Source organism: Bombella intestini (assembly GCF_002003665.1).
GTDB lineage: Bacteria > Pseudomonadota > Alphaproteobacteria > Acetobacterales > Acetobacteraceae > Bombella > Bombella intestini.
Window position 1 is genome coordinate 203,336 of sequence record NZ_JATM01000003.1, and the last position, 16,276, is coordinate 219,611.

Annotated in this window: 15 protein-coding genes; 14 read left to right on the forward strand and 1 reads right to left on the reverse strand. The window is 56.9% G+C overall.

What is annotated here, in order from left to right; translation table 11 throughout:
• Positions 1 to 3: 3 nt before the first annotated feature.
• A complete protein-coding gene (locus AL01_RS05800) occupies positions 4 to 957 on the reverse strand; it encodes a peptidylprolyl isomerase (protein WP_241502724.1) in 954 nt (317 codons plus the stop codon).
• A gap of 328 nt (positions 958 to 1,285) precedes the next feature.
• On the opposite strand from AL01_RS05800, the gene secA reads away from it, so the two are divergent.
• The 14 genes from secA (at position 1,286) to ftsH (ending at position 16,172) form a co-directional block, all read left to right on the forward strand.
• A complete protein-coding gene (gene secA / locus AL01_RS05810) occupies positions 1,286 to 3,940 on the forward strand; it encodes a preprotein translocase subunit SecA (RefSeq protein WP_077396516.1) in 2,655 nt (884 codons plus the stop codon).
• 92 nt (positions 3,941 to 4,032) lie between these two features.
• Entirely contained in the window at positions 4,033 to 4,782 is a 750-nt protein-coding gene (locus AL01_RS05815) for a YebC/PmpR family DNA-binding transcriptional regulator (RefSeq protein WP_077396517.1), read from the forward strand.
• Positions 4,779 to 5,285, forward strand: coding sequence for a crossover junction endodeoxyribonuclease RuvC (gene ruvC, locus AL01_RS05820; RefSeq protein ID WP_077396518.1), 507 nt, complete (start codon positions 4,779 to 4,781; stop codon positions 5,283 to 5,285). The genes AL01_RS05815 and ruvC overlap by 4 nt, the downstream gene beginning before the upstream one ends.
• Entirely contained in the window at positions 5,282 to 5,920 is a 639-nt protein-coding gene (gene ruvA, locus AL01_RS05825; protein ID WP_077396519.1) for a Holliday junction branch migration protein RuvA, read from the forward strand. The genes ruvC and ruvA overlap by 4 nt, the downstream gene beginning before the upstream one ends.
• Before the next feature lie 29 nt (positions 5,921 to 5,949).
• The gene (gene ruvB, locus AL01_RS05830) at positions 5,950 to 6,999 is read left to right on the forward strand and encodes a Holliday junction branch migration DNA helicase RuvB (protein WP_077396520.1); all 1,050 of its coding nucleotides are present in this window, start codon (positions 5,950 to 5,952) and stop codon (positions 6,997 to 6,999) included.
• Between the two features lie 35 nt (positions 7,000 to 7,034).
• Entirely contained in the window at positions 7,035 to 7,469 is a 435-nt protein-coding gene (locus AL01_RS05835; protein WP_077396521.1) for a YbgC/FadM family acyl-CoA thioesterase, read from the forward strand.
• Positions 7,470 to 7,594: 125 nt separating this feature from the next.
• Positions 7,595 to 8,326, forward strand: a complete 732-nt coding sequence (gene tolQ / locus AL01_RS05840) for a protein TolQ (RefSeq protein WP_077396522.1) — start codon at positions 7,595 to 7,597, stop codon at positions 8,324 to 8,326.
• 5 nt (positions 8,327 to 8,331) lie between these two features.
• Positions 8,332 to 8,766, forward strand: coding sequence for a protein TolR (gene tolR / locus AL01_RS05845; RefSeq protein WP_077396523.1), 435 nt, complete (start codon positions 8,332 to 8,334; stop codon positions 8,764 to 8,766).
• 11 nt (positions 8,767 to 8,777) lie between these two features.
• A complete protein-coding gene (locus AL01_RS05850; RefSeq protein WP_241502725.1) occupies positions 8,778 to 9,800 on the forward strand; it encodes an energy transducer TonB in 1,023 nt (340 codons plus the stop codon).
• Between the two features lie 25 nt (positions 9,801 to 9,825).
• A complete protein-coding gene (gene tolB / locus AL01_RS05855) occupies positions 9,826 to 11,196 on the forward strand; it encodes a Tol-Pal system beta propeller repeat protein TolB (protein ID WP_077396524.1) in 1,371 nt (456 codons plus the stop codon).
• A 154-nt stretch (positions 11,197 to 11,350) separates the two neighbouring features.
• Positions 11,351 to 11,833: a peptidoglycan-associated lipoprotein Pal gene (gene pal / locus AL01_RS05860; RefSeq protein WP_077396525.1), complete on the forward strand. Its 483-nt coding sequence runs from the start codon at positions 11,351 to 11,353 to the stop codon at positions 11,831 to 11,833.
• Positions 11,834 to 11,959: 126 nt separating this feature from the next.
• A complete protein-coding gene (locus AL01_RS05865) occupies positions 11,960 to 12,880 on the forward strand; it encodes a tetratricopeptide repeat protein (RefSeq protein ID WP_077396526.1) in 921 nt (306 codons plus the stop codon).
• Positions 12,858 to 14,132 carry a tRNA lysidine(34) synthetase TilS gene (tilS, locus tag AL01_RS05870; protein WP_077396527.1) on the forward strand — a complete coding sequence of 425 codons (1,275 nt, stop codon included), beginning with the start codon at positions 12,858 to 12,860 and terminating at the stop codon, positions 14,130 to 14,132. The genes AL01_RS05865 and tilS overlap by 23 nt, the downstream gene beginning before the upstream one ends.
• A 150-nt stretch (positions 14,133 to 14,282) precedes the next feature.
• Positions 14,283 to 16,172, forward strand: coding sequence for an ATP-dependent zinc metalloprotease FtsH (gene ftsH / locus AL01_RS05875; RefSeq protein WP_077396528.1), 1,890 nt, complete (start codon positions 14,283 to 14,285; stop codon positions 16,170 to 16,172).
• The last annotated feature ends 104 nt before the right edge of the window (positions 16,173 to 16,276 follow it).

Here is a 16,276-nt window from a genome sequence, read left to right on the forward strand (position 1 = left end):
GGCTTAGTGTGTTGCCTGTGCCGGAGCAGCAGCCGGTGCCGGTGCGCTGGTGATGGGCTGGCCCTTGGCATCATAATGCACGATTCGAGCCTGCTTCTCGGCGGCTTCCACAACCTGCCGGACTTCCTGACGGATCAGGTCACGGCGGATTTGGTCACGGACCTGCTCAAAGCTCGGCACAGGGGCTGTCCGTGTGCCCAGAACCTGAATCACATGCCAGCCATACTGAGTATGAACCGGCTTCTGGGTGATGGTGCCGGACTTCATAGAGAAAGCAGCATTGGAGAAGTCAGGGATCATGTCCCCGCGTTTGAACCAGCCGAGGTCACCGCCGTTTGTCCCACCGGAAGCTTTGTCCGTGGAGAGGCGGCCGGCCAGCTTGGCGAAATCAGCACCCTTGTTCAGCTGACGGATGATGCCCTGTGCCTTGGCTTCGCTATCCACGAGGATATGGCGGGCATGAACTTCTTCCTCAGGCTTCTTGGAAGCATAATGCTCCTGATAGTAAGCCTTTAGGGCTTCGTCTGTCAGTTTCGGAGCAACCTGCTCTTCCAGATAAGCGTTCTGGAGCACGTTGTTGGCAGCAGCCTCCATAGCGGCTTTGACGGCAGGCTTGTTTGCCAGACCAGCCTTGTCAGCCTGAAGCTGGATGGCCTTCTGGTCGATGAGCTGATTAATCAGCAAGGGAATGATGACGGCAGGCTGAAGCTGGCGGGCTTCCGGCGGCAGTGTAGCAGCAGCACGCTGAACATCGCCCAGAGTGATCTTCTGATCATTCACGGTGGCCAGCAGCATGTTGGGGTCTGCTGCGGGCTTGGCCTGCGGCTGTGCAGCGGCGGCTGGCTTGGCATCAGCGGCCAAGGCCTGTGCCGTCAGCGAGGCAGAAGAGGAGACGCCCCCGATGAGGGCCGTGCACAGGAGGAGAGAGCGGGAAAGCCGCATGTAAGACCTCGTCATTTCAATCTGTTAGAACTCAGCCTTTTCACCATGACAAAGCCTGCTTGCCCTAGCAAGAGCTTTACGGGCAGAAACGTGAAGTATTTCCTATATTTTATGTCATCATAAGTGTGAGGTGGCATTGCCGGTTCTCAGCGGGGGAAAAAGTGGGGAATGGTGCTGTGTCCAGAAGGAGGACAGGGGCTTTCCCATTGACCATGATGGCGAGGCCCCTTATGTCGGACATAATATGAAAAGCGTTGTGACCATCCGTAGCAGGCGTTTCCCGGTTTCCCGTGGGGAGAAGGGGCGTACGCAGTCGCTGATGGCAAAATTTTCAGGGTAACTCATGCTTTCACGCCTTGCTCGCGCCCTCTTTGGCCACTCCAACGACCGTTCGCTCAAGAAGTATCAACGGCGTGTGCCAGAGATCAATGCTCTGGAGCCGCAGGTGCAGGCTCTCACAGACGATGAACTGAAGGGTAAGACGGTGGAGTTCCGTCAGCGTCTGGCTGAGGGTGCTTCTCTGGATGACCTGCTAATTGAGGCTTTCGCTGTGTGTCGCGAGGCCTCCCGCCGTGTGCTGGGTATGCGTCATTTTGATGTGCAGCTCATTGGGGGCATGGTCCTGCATGATGGGCGCATTGCCGAAATGCGGACGGGTGAGGGTAAAACCCTTGTTGGTACTTTGGCCGTTTATTTGAATGCGCTGTCCGGTAAGGGGGTGCATGTTGTTACGGTCAATGACTATCTGGCCAAACGTGATGCTGAGGAAATGTCCCGTCTGTATGGCTTCCTTGGCCTGACCACCGGTGTGATTATCCCGAACCTGACGGACGATCAGCGTCGTGCGGCCTACGGGGCGGATATTACATACGGAACGAACAATGAGTTCGGCTTCGACTATCTGCGGGACAATATGAAATATTCGCTGGATGAAATGGTCCAGCGTGCTTTCAGCTTTGCCATCGTTGATGAGGTCGACAGTATCCTTATTGATGAGGCTCGCACGCCGCTCATTATCTCTGGCCCTGCGGATGATAGTTCCGATCTTTACCGCCATGTAGATGCTGTGATCGCCCGTCTGGTGAAGGAACAGGACGTCTTTGAGAAGGACGAGAAACTGCGCACCGTCACGCTGACGGAAAAAGGGTCCGACCGTGTCGAGGAGCTGCTGCAAGAGGCTGGCCTGCTGCATGAAGGTGGACTGTATGACCTTCATAATATCTCGGTTGTCCATCATGTTCAGCAGTCTTTGCGGGCGCGGACGCTCTTCACGAGGGATGTTGATTACATCGTCCGTGATGGCAAGGTGATGCTGATCGATGAGTTTACGGGCCGTATGATGGATGGGCGCCGTTACTCCGATGGTTTGCATCAGGCGTTGGAAGCTAAGGAAGGCGTGGAAATTCAGCAGGAAAACCAGACGCTGGCTTCCATTACTTTCCAGAACTATTTCCGTCTCTACCCCAAGCTGGCCGGTATGACCGGTACAGCTATGACAGAGGCGGATGAATTCGCCGAGATTTACAACCTTCAGGTTGTGGAGATTCCGACAAACCTGCCCGTCCGCCGTAAGGATGCGGATGATGAGGTCTATCTCACAGCGGAAGAGAAATACGAAGCCGTGGCAGAGCTTGTCCGCAAGGTGCATGAGACGGGCCAGCCCATTCTTGTTGGTACGGCCTCTATTGAGCAGAGCGAGGTTCTGTCTCATTTGCTGCGGCAGAAGCGTATTCCGCATAACGTGCTGAATGCCCGTCACCATGAGCGTGAGGCCAGCATCATTGCACAGGCTGGTGCACCGGGTGCTATCACGATCGCTACGAACATGGCGGGCCGTGGAACGGACATCAAGCTCGGCGGTAATGTCGAGATGCTGGTGGCAGAGAAGACCGCTGGCATTGAGGATGAAGCTGAGCGGGCCACTGTGGAGGAGCAGGTTCGTGCACAGGTGGCGGCTGACCACAAGAAGGTGCACGAGCTTGGTGGGCTGTATGTCATCGGGACAGAACGGCATGAAAGCCGCCGAGTGGATAATCAGCTGCGTGGGCGGTCCGGCCGTCAGGGTGACCCCGGTAATTCCCGCTTCTTCCTCTCCCTTCAGGATGATCTGATCCGTATTTTCGGGTCGGACCGCATGGGGGCGATGATGCAGAAGATGGGCCTCAAACGGGGTGAAGCTATCGTTCACCCGTGGCTGAACCGAGCCTTGGAAAAAGCGCAGAAAAAGGTCGAGGCTCGTAACTTCGATATGCGCAAGAACACGCTGAAATATGACGATGTCATGAATGCTCAGCGTAAGGAAGTCTACGCTCAGCGTCGTGAGTATATGGCTTCTGCTGATGTATCCGGTGTGATTGCGGATATGCGGGGCAAGGTGATTGAAGAGCTTGTCCATGCCCATATCCCGCAGAATTCCTTTGTGGAAGCATGGGATATCGATGGTCTGGCATCAGAGCTTCACCGTATTCTCAATCTGGATATGCCGATTGCCGATTGGGCAAAAGAAGACGGCATGGATGAGGAGCATCTGATCGACCGTATCGAGGATACGGCGACAAAGGCCCATGCGGCCCGCTCCGCTACTGTCGGCCCGGAGATGATGAGGTTGATTGAGAAGCATATCCTCCTGACCTCTTTTGATGGGGCATGGAAGGAGCATCTGCACGGGCTGGACCAGATGCGGCAGGGGATTGGCTTGCGGGCCTATGCTCAGCGTGATCCGCTGAATGAATATAAGCAGGAAGCCTTCCAGATGTTCACTTACATGTTGGAAGACCTGCGGATCCGTGTTGTGCAGTCCGTCAGCCATGTCCAGCCTGTCAGTGAAGCCCCGACCATGCCGCCAGCACCGACAGGCATGATGGAGGAGGGTGCCTCTGAGGAGGAAGCTCTGGATACGGCGACACTGGCCCGCTGGCTTAACGAGGTGCCTCGTAATGCGCCGTGCCCTTGTGGGTCCGGACAGAAGTTCAAGCACTGCCACGGCAGAATGATTTAAGAAGGGGCCGCCTTTTCCGGGCGGCCTTCTGACGCACGTTGCTGGTGCATGGAATATAGACGTTCAACGTTTTTTTAGGAGAATTAGGGTCCATGGCAGGACATTCACAGTTTAAGAACATCATGCACCGTAAAGGGGCGCAGGATGCCAAGCGTGCCAAGCAGTTTGCCAAAGTCATCCGTGAGATCACGGTGGCAACACGGTCCGGTATGCCAGACCCGGCCATGAACCCTCGCCTGCGTGCCGCCATTACGGCAGCTCGTGAAGTCAATATGCCCAAGGATACGGTCGAACGTGCCATCAAGAAGGCCAGCGGTGCCGGTGGCGGGGAAGATTATGTGGCTGTCCGTTACGAGGGTTATGGTCCGGCTGGCGTGGCCATCATCATCGAAGGTCTTACGGATAACCGCAACCGTACGGCTTCTGAGGTCCGGGCTGCATTTTCCAAGCATGGTGGCTCCATGGGGGAAACCAATTCAGTGTCCTTTGGTTTCGATCATATCGGTGTGATCGCTTACCCGCAGGATGCTGCCTCTGAAGATGACATGCTGGAAGCCGCCATCGAAGCTGGTGCTGATAACGTGGAAACTACAGAAGATGGCCACGAGATTACCACAGCAATGGAAGCCCTGATGAGCGTGCGTGATGCGCTGGAGGGCCGTTTCGGCGAGCCTCGTTCTGCCAAGCTGGATTGGCGTCCGCAGACGACTGTCACGCTGGATGAGGATCAGGCCCGTTCCGTTCTCAAGCTAATTGATGTGCTTGAGGAAAATGATGACGTGCAGGCTGTTTACGCCAACTTTGACATTCCAGACGAGGTAGCCGAGGCTCTAGCAGCTTGATCCGCCTTATGGGGATAGACCCCGGCCTGCGCTTTATGGGCTGGGGTATTGTCGATGTGGAGGGGAATCGTCTGCGCCATGTTGCCGATGGTGTTTTGGCAACCCAGAGCGGTGATGACGTTCCCCGCCGCCTTTGCGACTTGCATGAAGGGTTGATGAAGCTCATTCAGCACTATGGCCCCACGGAAGCTGCCGTTGAGGAGACCTATGTAAACCGTAATGGCTCTTCTACGCTCAAGTTAGGCTATGCTCGTGGTGTAGCCCTTGTCGTGCCGGCTCTTGCCGGGTTGAGTGTGCATGAATATGGCGCCATGGCCGTAAAGCGTGCGGTTGTCGGTACGGGAGCAGCGACTAAGGAGCAGGTCAGCATGATGGTCCGCCGTCTTTTGCCGGGGGCGGAGGTGAAGCGGGCTGATGCTTCCGATGCGCTCGCTATTGCGATTTGTCATGCTCATCATCGGGCGAGTGCGCAGCATGTGGGTGCGGGAGTGCGCATGGCATGATCGGGCAGTTAACAGGTCTTGTCTCTCATATTGAAGGGGGTCACTGCCTCATTGATGTTAATGGGGTAGGCTATGTTGTATCGGCATCAAGCCATACGCTCGGGCTGTTGCCTCGCCCGCCAGAAGTGGCCCGTGTGCTGGTGGAAACCATCGTGCGGGAAGATGCTATTCAGCTGTTTGGCTTTGCGGAAGCGGATGAACAGGCATGGTTCCGCCTTCTCACGACTGTTCAAGGGGTGGGTACCCGTGTGGCTTTGGCCATTCTGTCAGTTAGTCGTCCTAGTCTGCTGTGGAAGGCTGTCCATGCGGAGGATAAGACTGCCTTTACGCAGGCCGCTGGGGTCGGCCCCAAGCTGGCAGCGCGTCTCTTAACGGAGCTCAAAGGCAAAGTGGCCAAAATGCCAGCTCCTGCCGGTATGAGCGGGGCGAGCATGACCACTGGAGGGGGCGAGGCGGCTCTTAGCACCAGTCTGCATGGGAGTGCAGGGTTGGAGCAGGATGCCCTTATGGCTCTGGAAGGTCTGGGCTTCCGTCGTGCAGAAAGCTGGCCGATCGTCAGCCGGCTCATTGGGGAGAATGACGGGGCGGGGCTGGATGTCATCATCCGTCTTGCTCTTAAGGAACTGGCCCGGTAGGCAGAGGGAAGAGGGAAAGAGCAGGGCCGATGAACCAGTTTGTACCAGAGACACCTTCTGGCCGTGCGCCGGAGACGGATGCCACACGTCAGCCCGAGGATGTGGCTGATACCACCCTGCGGCCGCAGACTTTGGCCGACTTTACAGGCCAGAAAGCCAGCCGGGAAAATCTTTCCATTTTTATCGAGGCCGCCCGTAAACGGGGTGATGCGCTGGACCATGTTCTGCTGCATGGCCCGCCGGGATTGGGGAAGACAACCCTTGCCCAGATCGTTTCTCGTGAGCTTGGTGTGGGTTTTCGGGCTACGTCAGGCCCGGTCATTCAGCGTGCTGGAGACCTTGCGGCGATTTTGACGAACCTGCAGCCTCGAGATGTGCTGTTCATTGATGAAATTCATCGTCTCCAGCCAGCGATTGAGGAAATTCTTTATCCTGCGATGGAAGATTTCCAATTGGACCTCGTCATTGGTGAGGGGCCGGCGGCTCGCTCAGTGCGGATTGATTTGGCCCCCTTTACGCTCGTAGCAGCCACGACACGCTCTGGTCTGCTGGCAACACCGTTGCGGGACCGGTTCGGTATTCCGTTGCGTTTGGTTTTCTATACGCCTGATGAGTTGCGTCAGATTGTTAGCCGTGGCGCAGAGAAGCTAGGCATGGCGTTGACGGATGAAGGGGCGGAAGAAATTGCCCGCCGTTCCCGTGGGACACCTCGTATTGCTGGAAGGCTGCTGCGCCGAGTGCGGGACTTTGCCCTTGTGGCGAAGAAAGGGGTCGTTGATCGTGCGTTGGCAGATGCAGCCCTCTCTCGACTGGAGGTAGACAGCCACGGGCTTGATGCGATGGATAGACGTTATCTCCGCCGCATTGCCGAGCATCACCGGGGTGGCCCCGTGGGGGTGGAAACATTGGCGGCGGCACTGGCGGAAGCCCGTGATACGTTGGAAGACGTAGTGGAACCCTATTTGATACAGGAAGGGTTGATCCTGCGGACCTCACGGGGGCGAATGCTGGGGGAACCCGGATGGCGTTATCTCGGCCTCAACCCACCTTCTGATAATCTGGCACCACGGTTCCTATAAGGGCTGGTGCGGGCGGCCATTAGGGAGAATACGACATGGCGGCACATCACTGTCAGTTCCGCATTTATTATGAAGATACAGATGCGGGGGGTATCGTCTATCACGCCCGGTATCTGGGCTTTGCCGAACGTGCCAGAGCTGAGGCATTGCGCAGCCTTGGGCTTGGCGTTGGGGAAATGGCGGAAGAGGATGGAATCGGTTTTGTCGTTCGGCAGTTGAGTATCCGTTATCACGCCCCCCTGCGACTGGATGAGCTGATGGATGTGGAAACGGTTTTGCTCCAGAAGGGCGGGGCTCGGCTGAAGCTGAGACAGGTCATCACCAATCTTTCCCGAGGTGGGCAGAAGTCGGTCGTGATTGAGGTGGAGCTAGCCTGCCTGAAATTGGCTAGCATGGCTCCGTTGCGGCTGCCTGTTGCCTATCAGGAAAAACTGGCAGGGCTGGAGGTATCGGGCGGGGATTCTGCCTGACAAAAGATTTAAAGATAAAGATGTTTGCTCTTTCTGCGTCCTGTGCCATTGAAAAAAGTACTTCCTGCCGCAACATGGGCAGTAGTCCTTTACCTAACCGACCATAGAAAACAGGAGAAAGCGGAGTGGATCAGGCTGTGAATTCGAGTGCTCTGGGTGCTGCCGGGGCAGCGGGGCTTTCGCCCTTCCATCTGTTCCTACATGCTTCTCTGGCTGTGCAGCTGGTCATGATCGGGCTGGTGCTGTGTAGCATTTTTGTATGGGCGGTCATTGTGGAGAAGGTGCTTCTCCTGCGGCGGGTTAATCGAGAGGCCACGACTTTTGAGGATCGCTTTTGGTCCGGTGGGTCGCTGGATGATCTGTATGACAGTGAAGGGGCACGCCCGGTTCATCCCATGGCTGCTGTCTTCGGGGCGGCGATGGGGGAATGGCGTCGTTCGTCCCGTATTGCGGGTATTGATGTGATCCACGGTGGTACGTCTGAGCGTATCGACCGGGCTATCAGCATCACAATCAGCCGAGAGACAGAGCGTCTGAGCCGTTACCTTGTGATGTTGGCGACCATCGGTCCGGTCGCCCCATTTGTCGGTCTGTTCGGAACGGTCTGGGGTATCATGCATGCTTTTAGCTCCATTGCTTCCATGCACAACACAAATCTTTCCGTTGTGGCACCGGGTATTTCCGAAGCACTTTTTGCAACAGCTATCGGTCTGTTAACAGCCATTCCCGCCTATGTGGCTTACAACCTCATCAGCCGTAGTGTGGATAATTTCGCTGAGCGGCTGGAAGGGTTCGGGACCGAGTTTGCGGCTATCCTGTCCCGCCAGTCTGAAGAACGTGGCAGCGGGAGGAGCTGAGCATCATGGAGGCTTCATCACGCATCGGGCGGGGCAGAAGTAGGCGGAGCCGCCCAGAAGCAAACATCAATGTGACCCCGTTGGTGGATGTTATGCTGGTGTTGCTCATCATTTTTATGGTGACGGCACCTATGTTGACCAGCGGTGTGAATGTCGATCTTCCGCAGACGAGTGCTAAGCCTGTCAACTCTGATGACAAGCCCATCACAGTGTCCATCAAGAGCGATGGCAGCCTGTATCTGGGGGATGATCCCGTCAGTGCAGATGAGCTGGTAGCTCATCTCAAGCAGTTGGCGAGCGATGATTCCGGTCGCCGTATTTTCGTGCGGGCCGATGCGCATATCGACTATGGCAAGGTGATGAGTACGATGGGGCAGATCACATCTGGCGGCTTTACCCATGTTGCCCTGTTGGCGCAGCAGCCACAGGGCGGCCAGTAAGGAGAGCCTGCGTGAGCTTCTCTGCGTCATCACGATTTGACGAGATTCCACCGCCCTATCAGCGGCGGGAGCGGGGGCAGGGCAGCCTTGTAACGGGTGCTGTGCTGCTCTCCCTGTTGCTGCATGGGGGGGTGTTGGTCTTTCTACTCTGGCACCCGCAGCCGCCGTTGCCGGAACCACCGGCAGAGCAGACGGTCACTATGGTGTATGAGGCAGCCGGGGGTGCCCGTCCGGCTGCTCGGTCCACGCATAAGGCTGAAGTTTCGGCCCCACCTGCTCCGGTGGAGGCAAAGGCTCCCCCTACGCCACAGCCGCCTAAGCCGAAGCCAGTTGAACCACCGCCACCCGCTCCTCCGCCGCCTCGGCCTGTACAAGCCGCCCCGGAGCCGTCTCATGTGGCTGTGAAGACACCGGTTCAGCAGCGTGCCCCTGTGCGGGAAAAGGGCGAGGTGAGTGAGCAAGCAAAGCCGAAGCCGGAACCTGTGCATAAACAGGCGCAGGTAAAGGCACCGGAGCGTAAGGTGGAGAAGCCACCTGCCAAGCCGCAGCTTTCCCATACCCAGCAGGAGCATGAGGCTAAAAAGACGCAGGAGGACAGCCGTTCTCTGTTGGCTACGTTGGATGAGTATCGGAGCCAGGAGAAGCAAGAGCGTCCGCCTAAGGCGTTGCCTAATCAGGCACAGGGCGGGTCTCCTCGTGGCGGTGGCCGTCCTGATGGTGATACGGGTGCTTTGACGAGTGGCGAGCAGAATGCCATCGGGTCATCCGTACAGCGTTGCTATCAAGAAGATACACTGGCTCGAAACTACCAGAATTTCTCTGCACGTATGATGGTCACGGTGGATGCAGCCGGCGAAGCGCGCATGGTCACATTTTTGCCGGAGACTCGTGCCCGTATGGCAGCGGACCCGACCTATCGGGTTCAAGCCGAACGGGCCCGGGATGCCGTGCTGAGTCCTACCTGTTCCCGCCTGCCCGTACCCAAGCGCATGCTGGGGCAGGTGAGGCAGTTCCGTTTTCTGTTCAAGCCCTGAGGCTGGATTTATCTGAGGTTATTGCATGTCCTTTTTTTCTGATACCGAGGCTGAACTTCTTCAGAAGCATCTTTCTCGCCGCTCCCTGCTTGGTGGGGTTGCTGCGGGCGGTGTTCTTGTTACGCCTCTGGCCTTGCTGGGAAGTCGTAGCGCACGGGCTGCTAGCGGAAACGCCCCAGCAGAGATCACAGTGGCCGGGGCTCATCAGGCACCCATTCCCATTGTGATTCCAGATTTTGGACCGGGTCTGGGGAATCAGATTTCCAGTGTGATTTCTTCTGACCTTTCCAGCACGGGGCTGTTTCAGGTCATGGGGGGTACGGTACCGGCTTCTGTTCAGCCGGACTTCTCAGCATTGAAGGCTCGTGGTGCCCGTGTAGCTGTGGCCGGGAGTGCTGCAGGGTCTGACCATGTGCGGGTGGAGGTGCGCCTGTGGGATGTCGTGGCAGGCCAACAGATGGAAGGCCGGGCCTATACGGCTTCTCCGAGCAACTGGCGTCGTATCGCTCATATTATTGCCGATTCTATCTATAAGCGTCTGCTGGGTGAGGATGGGTATTTTGATACTCGTATCGCTTATATCTCCCGGACAGGCCCGCGCCGCCATCAGGCCACACGTCTGGCCATTATGGATCAGGACGGTGCCAATGCTCATATGCTGACTAATGGCAACTGGCTGACGTTGGAGCCACGCTTCAGCCCCATTAGTGAGCAGCTGGCCTTCCTGTCTTACGCTAATAATCGCCCTCGTGTGTATGTGTATGACCTCAATACGGGGCAGCAGACTATTCTTGGGACGTTTGAGGGTATCTCTTTTGCGCCTCGCTTCTCTCCAGATGGGCGCAGCATCATCCTGTCTGCCACGACTAAGGATGGTGGGGCGGATCTGTATCTGATCGATCTGGCCACCCAGCACCGTCGCCGTCTGACATCGGCACCGGGTGTGATTGATACTAGCCCGTGCTTTAGCCCGGATGGTCAGAGCATTGTCTTTAACTCCGACCGTGGTGGCTCGCCGCAACTTTATGTGATGAGTGCAAACGGTGGAAATGCTCATCGCATTTCTTACGGTAATGGTCACTATGGGTCGCCGGTATGGTCCCCGAGGGGTGACCAGATTGCTTTCGTCCGTATTGGCTCTGGTGGGTTCACCCTCGGCGTGATGGGGCCGGATGGTGTTGGGGAGCGGTCTCTGACACAAGGTTTTACTGTGGAGAGCCCAAGTTTCGCACCAAATGGTCGGGCACTGGCCTTCTGCCGCCAGAATGCAGCGGGTGCCGGTGGTGCGGGCTTTACCTCTTCTGTCGCTGTGATTGACGTAGCGGGTTTCAATGAGCATATCATTCCCACTACGACAGGGGCTTCTGATCCAGCATGGTCGCCGTTGCGGCGCTAAGCGTAGGGAACGGTTGTTTGGGGCTGTGGGAGACGTTGCGCTTCCATGGCTCTGGTAGCCCTTGGGGCTGCCATGCGTCTTTCCTCACCTGCATCTTGCGGGTGGGTGAAAACTCCCCCATTTACTGGGGTGCATCTTTTTGCAGGAGATTGTCATGAAGTTGAAGATGTTCGCTGTGCTGGGTATGGCCTGCGCTCTGACCGCTTGTAGTGGTGACCATAAGAACCACGATAATGACGGTGATGGGCAGAACACCCAGCAGATGAGTCAGGGCCCTGTTCCGGGTAGTCAGGCTGATCTGGTCGCCACTGCCGGGGACCGTGTTTATTTCGAGCTGAATAAGAATCAGCTTAACAGCGAAGGTCGTGCCACGCTGGACAAGCAGGCTGCTTGGCTGGCTCGCTACCCTCAGGTCAACATCCTGGTTGCTGGTAACTGCGATGACCGTGGTACGGAAGAGTACAACATTGCTCTTGGCCAGCGTCGTGCTAACGCTGCTCGTGAGTATCTGGAAGCCAAGGGCGTGGCTCCGGCCCGTATCATGACGATCTCTTACGGCAAAGACCGCCCGACAGCTGATGGTGATACACCAGAAGCATGGGCACAGAACCGTAACGCCATTACGTCTGTCCGCTAAAGCAGGCCCGGTTCCGGGAAACCTGTAGGAGGGGCAGCGGTGCCCTTTCAGCAAAGGTCGGGCCGGTTTTCTTAACCGGCCCGATTTTTATGTGCGATTATTGCCTGTCCGTTGGGAGATGAGATCATGCGTCATTCTGCTCGGCCCGTTCTGGGGCCTGTTTCAGCCACTCTGAAGGGAGCGTTGGGGGCCTTGCTGCTTTCCTGCACGGCGATTGCACCGCTCGGCTCCGCATGGGCGGATACTGGTCTCTCGCGCGAAGCCATTATGCAGCAACATCAGGCACTGGCCCGTCAGCATGGTGGTAGCAGTGACGATGGCACAGGCAGTCTTGATGATCAGGGAGATGATTTGTCCGCTCCCTTGCCGGTAGCATCTAGCAGTAGTGGAAGTAGGTCTTCTGAAGGAAGCTCTTCAAGCCGTACTAGCGGGGACTTGGTTGCCAACCTGCTGGAGCGTGTGAATTCTCTGGAAGGTCAGGTACGGGAGATGCATGGCCAGATAGAGCAGATGAGCAATCAGCTTCATCAGGATGAAGCGACGACGACCAAGCAGCTTGGGGATATGCAGTTTGCTCTTGAGAATGGCCATCATACCGCAGCTCGTCCCTCTACCGTAGCTGAAACATCTGCTACGGCTCCAGCAGCCGCACCGCATGTGGCTTCTGCCACGGAGGCGTTGCAGGCTGGTCGTGCGGCTCTGAAGGCCCATCAGTATGAGACGGCTGAAACACAGGCCCGTCAGGCACTTAAGCAGAGCAAAACAGGGTGGAGCCACACAGAGGCCCAGTACCTACTGGCGCAGTCCCTTGCTGGTCAGAAATCCTACAAGAATGCGGCTCTGACTTATTACGATGTATATAGCCACTCGCCGGAGTCCCCTCGGGCACCAGAGGCTTTGTTGGGTGTTTCGGCTTCTATGCTGGCATTGGGTAATAAGACGGCCTCTTGTGAGGCATTGCGGCGGCTGCATAAAGAATTTCCCAATGCTTCGGCTCGTGTGAAGTCTTCTGAGAAAATCTTCAGTGAACGGGCTGGCTGTCATTAAAAATAACGTCAGAGAGGCCAGAGAAGAAGAGCCCGTCACGCAGAGTGAATTCTCATCTCTTATGGAGCGGCTCGGGCCTATAGGGCCGGATGAGGCGGCGCATCCGCTCTGTATGGCGGTATCCGGTGGTGGGGACTCCATGGCTTTGGCGTTGCTGGCTCGGCGATGGCGGCAGAATGTTCTGGCTCTGGTCGTGGATCATGCTCTGCGCCCAGAATCAGCCGAGGAAGCCGCCTTAACCTGCCAGCGTTTGGCTGCGTTAGATATTCCTTCACGGCAACTTACGTTGGGACCTTTGAAACCCGGCGGTATGCAGCAGCGGGCCAGAGAAGCACGGTTTGAAATACTGGAAGCTGCTTGTGTTGAAGCGGGCGGGTCCGTTCTTTTGGTCGCTCACCATGAGGCAGATCAGGAAGAAACGCTCTGGATGCGTCAGGAGCGGGGGAGTGGGACCCGAGGGCTATGTGGCATGGCAACCCGCACCGTGAGAGGGCGGATCACGTTGCTGCGGCCATTGCTGGGCATCAGGCCAGAACGCCTGCGGGAGACGCTGCGGCAAGCGGGCGTGGTTTGGTGTGAAGACCCTTCTAATCAGAATCGCCGGTTTCGCCGTGTAGAAGTCCGGCAGGACCTGACTGATGATGAGCGGCAGGAGATGCATGATGTCAGGCAACGGGCCTGTGCTGCACAACGAGGCACGGAGCAGCAGCTGGCAGTAAAGGCCGCCCGCTATGTGGCGTGGCAGCCGGAAGGCTGGCTGAAATTTGCCCCCGATGCTCTTTTGCCCCCATTAGGGGATGAGTTGCTGGGGCGGTTGATCCGCCTTGTGGGTGGGCAGGAGTATGTGCCAGAGCGTCAGGCCGTTTCGGCTTTACGGCAGGCGGGGACGGGGTCTCTAGGGCGGACCTGCCTTGCCTCCCTTCGGGGGCGGGAAGTTGGTTGGATGCTGTATCGTGAAGCCCGGAATTTAGAAGAGAAAGTACCGGCTCGGCATGGGCAATGCTGGGATGGGCGTTGGCGTTATTTAGGGTCGGACCGCCCGGATGCGGTGATTGCGGCTCTCGGGCCGCATCGGCGGGAGGGGCGTGGTATACCGGCCTGCGTTCTGCCCGCTTTGCCTGCTCTGTGGAGCGGGGATGAGCTGCTTGCCGTACCAGAGGGGATGAGGGGGCTGCGTCCCGACCTGCCCCGTGTAACCTTTGTGTGGGATGGGGGATCTCCCTTGACAGGGGAACGGGATTGGAACGGCTGAAACCAGCTTGATAAATGCGGCAAGATGAGGGTTTTTCATCCATTTTACCCCGATGGGGGTGGGAACGCTGCCAGAAATACCTATCTTGAAGGGACTAAGTGTGGTGTGGGCCTTTGCTCCTGCGCCCCGATTTGTGAGGTTTTTGTAGAGATGAAAAACATTGGCCGTAATGTTGCGATCTGGGTGGTTGTTGTCCTAGCGGCCATCGGCATGCTGGCGGCATTCCAGCCGGGGGGGAGTCGGCAGGCTGTCCAGAAGATCGCTTATTCCGACTTTATGCATGATGTGGAACGCCACGAGGTCCGTTCTGTTACCATTCGGGAGCAGAATATTTCTGGTGTGCTGACTAATGGGACGTCCTTTGAGACCTACGCACCGTCAGACCCGGCAATGGTCTCCCGGCTGACAGATTCTGGGGTGGAGGTTACCGCCCATCCGCCGCAGAGCGATGATAACCCTATCCTTCGCTATATTGCGGCTTATTTGCCGATCCTTCTGATGCTTGGGCTGGGCTTCATGGTTTTCCGCCAGATGCAGAATGGCGGGGCTGGCCGTGGTGCTATGAGCTTCGGCAAATCTCGTGCCAAGATGATGGTGGAGAAAAAAGGCCGTGTCACCTTTGCTGATGTGGCCGGTGTGGAGGAATCCAAGGAAGAGCTAGTCGAGATTGTGGACTTCCTGAAAGACCCACAGAAATATACTCGTCTGGGTGGTAAGATTCCCAAGGGTGTTCTTCTGGTTGGTCCTCCCGGTACTGGTAAGACATTGCTGGCTCGTGCCGTGGCTGGTGAGGCGAATGTGCCGTTCTTCAGCGTGTCCGGCTCCGACTTTGTGGAGATGTTTGTCGGTGTCGGTGCGTCTCGTGTTCGTGACATGTTCGAACAAGGGAAGAAGAATGCTCCCTGTATCATCTTTATTGATGAGATTGATGCCGTAGGCCGTCAGCGTGGTGCTGGCATGGGCGGCGGCAATGATGAGCGTGAGCAGACACTGAACCAGATGCTCGTTGAGATGGATGGCTTTGATAGCAATGAGGGTGTCATTCTCATTGCCGCTACCAACCGTCCGGATGTGCTGGATCGTGCTTTGTTGCGTCCGGGTCGTTTTGACCGTCAGGTGGTCGTGCCCAATCCCGACGTGAAAGGGCGTGAGAAGATTCTTCAGGTCCATATGAAGAAGCTGCCGCTTTCCTCCGATGTTAATCCGAAGGTGATTGCCCGTGGAACGGTTGGCTTCTCCGGTGCGGAGCTGGCTAATCTTGTGAATGAGGCTGCTTTGTTTGCGGCTCGTATGGGCCTGCGGACGGTCAGCATGGCGCAGTTTGATGAGGCCCGAGATAAGGTAATGATGGGGGCGGAGCGCCGTTCTGCTGTCATTGATGATGCCGAGAAGAAGATGACGGCCTATCATGAAGCGGCTCATGCGCTGGCCTCTTATTTCAGCCCCGGTTCAGACCCCATGCATAAGGCAACGATTGTGCCACGAGGTCAGGCTCTAGGGATGGTCCAGTCTCTGCCAGAGAAGGACAATCTTACCTATAGGCGGCAGTGGTGCTTCTCTTGGATCGTCATTTGCATGGGTGGCCGTGTTGGTGAGGAAGTCATCTTTGGTCATGATCAAGTCAGTGCCGGTGCCTCTGGTGACATCAAGAGTGCGACCCGTACGGCACGGAACATGGTCACGCAGTGGGGGATGAGCGATAAGCTCGGTATGATGGATTACGGTGATGCGGATCAGATTTCCGGTATGACAGCCCGTGAGGTTGATCAGGAAGTCCGCAAGATTTTGGACGCTGCTTATGCGACCTGCCGTCATATCATCCTGACGCATATGGATGCCCTGCATCGTGTGGCGCAGGCCCTGCTGGAATATGAGACCCTGACTGGTGAAGAGATCGGGCGTCTCATCCGTGATGAGCCTCTGGGTCGGACGGATGATGAGGATCAGTCCTTCAGTGGGCGGAGGCCTTCTGTACCGTCTGCGGGCGGTGGGAGTGTAGCACCGGCTGGCGGGCTGACAGCTACCCCCGGAACTGTCTGATATAATAGACTGTTCGCTGATAATTGGGACGGGCGTATGGCGGTGGCTATACGCCCGTTTTGTTTACGAAATGCTTGCGTATCAAGGGAATGGCTGGCATTTCA

What these genes read in the sequence shown, in the direction of transcription:
- tolB (WP_077396524.1), top strand. Translation starts at nt 9,826, where the DNA reads ATGTCCTTTTTTTCTGATACCGAGGCTGAACTTCTTCAGAAGCATCTT.
- AL01_RS05800 (WP_241502724.1), bottom strand. Translation starts at nt 957, where the DNA reads ATGACGAGGTCTTACATGCGGCTTTCCCGCTCTCTCCTCCTGTGCACG.
- ftsH (WP_077396528.1), top strand. Translation starts at nt 14,283, where the DNA reads ATGAAAAACATTGGCCGTAATGTTGCGATCTGGGTGGTTGTTGTCCTA.
- pal (WP_077396525.1), top strand. Translation starts at nt 11,351, where the DNA reads ATGAAGTTGAAGATGTTCGCTGTGCTGGGTATGGCCTGCGCTCTGACC.
- AL01_RS05835 (WP_077396521.1), top strand. Translation starts at nt 7,035, where the DNA reads ATGGCGGCACATCACTGTCAGTTCCGCATTTATTATGAAGATACAGAT.
- ruvA (WP_077396519.1), top strand. Translation starts at nt 5,282, where the DNA reads ATGATCGGGCAGTTAACAGGTCTTGTCTCTCATATTGAAGGGGGTCAC.
- secA (WP_077396516.1), top strand. Translation starts at nt 1,286, where the DNA reads ATGCTTTCACGCCTTGCTCGCGCCCTCTTTGGCCACTCCAACGACCGT.
- ruvB (WP_077396520.1), top strand. Translation starts at nt 5,950, where the DNA reads ATGAACCAGTTTGTACCAGAGACACCTTCTGGCCGTGCGCCGGAGACG.
- AL01_RS05865 (WP_077396526.1), top strand. Translation starts at nt 11,960, where the DNA reads ATGCGTCATTCTGCTCGGCCCGTTCTGGGGCCTGTTTCAGCCACTCTG.
- tolR (WP_077396523.1), top strand. Translation starts at nt 8,332, where the DNA reads ATGGAGGCTTCATCACGCATCGGGCGGGGCAGAAGTAGGCGGAGCCGC.
- AL01_RS05815 (WP_077396517.1), top strand. Translation starts at nt 4,033, where the DNA reads ATGGCAGGACATTCACAGTTTAAGAACATCATGCACCGTAAAGGGGCG.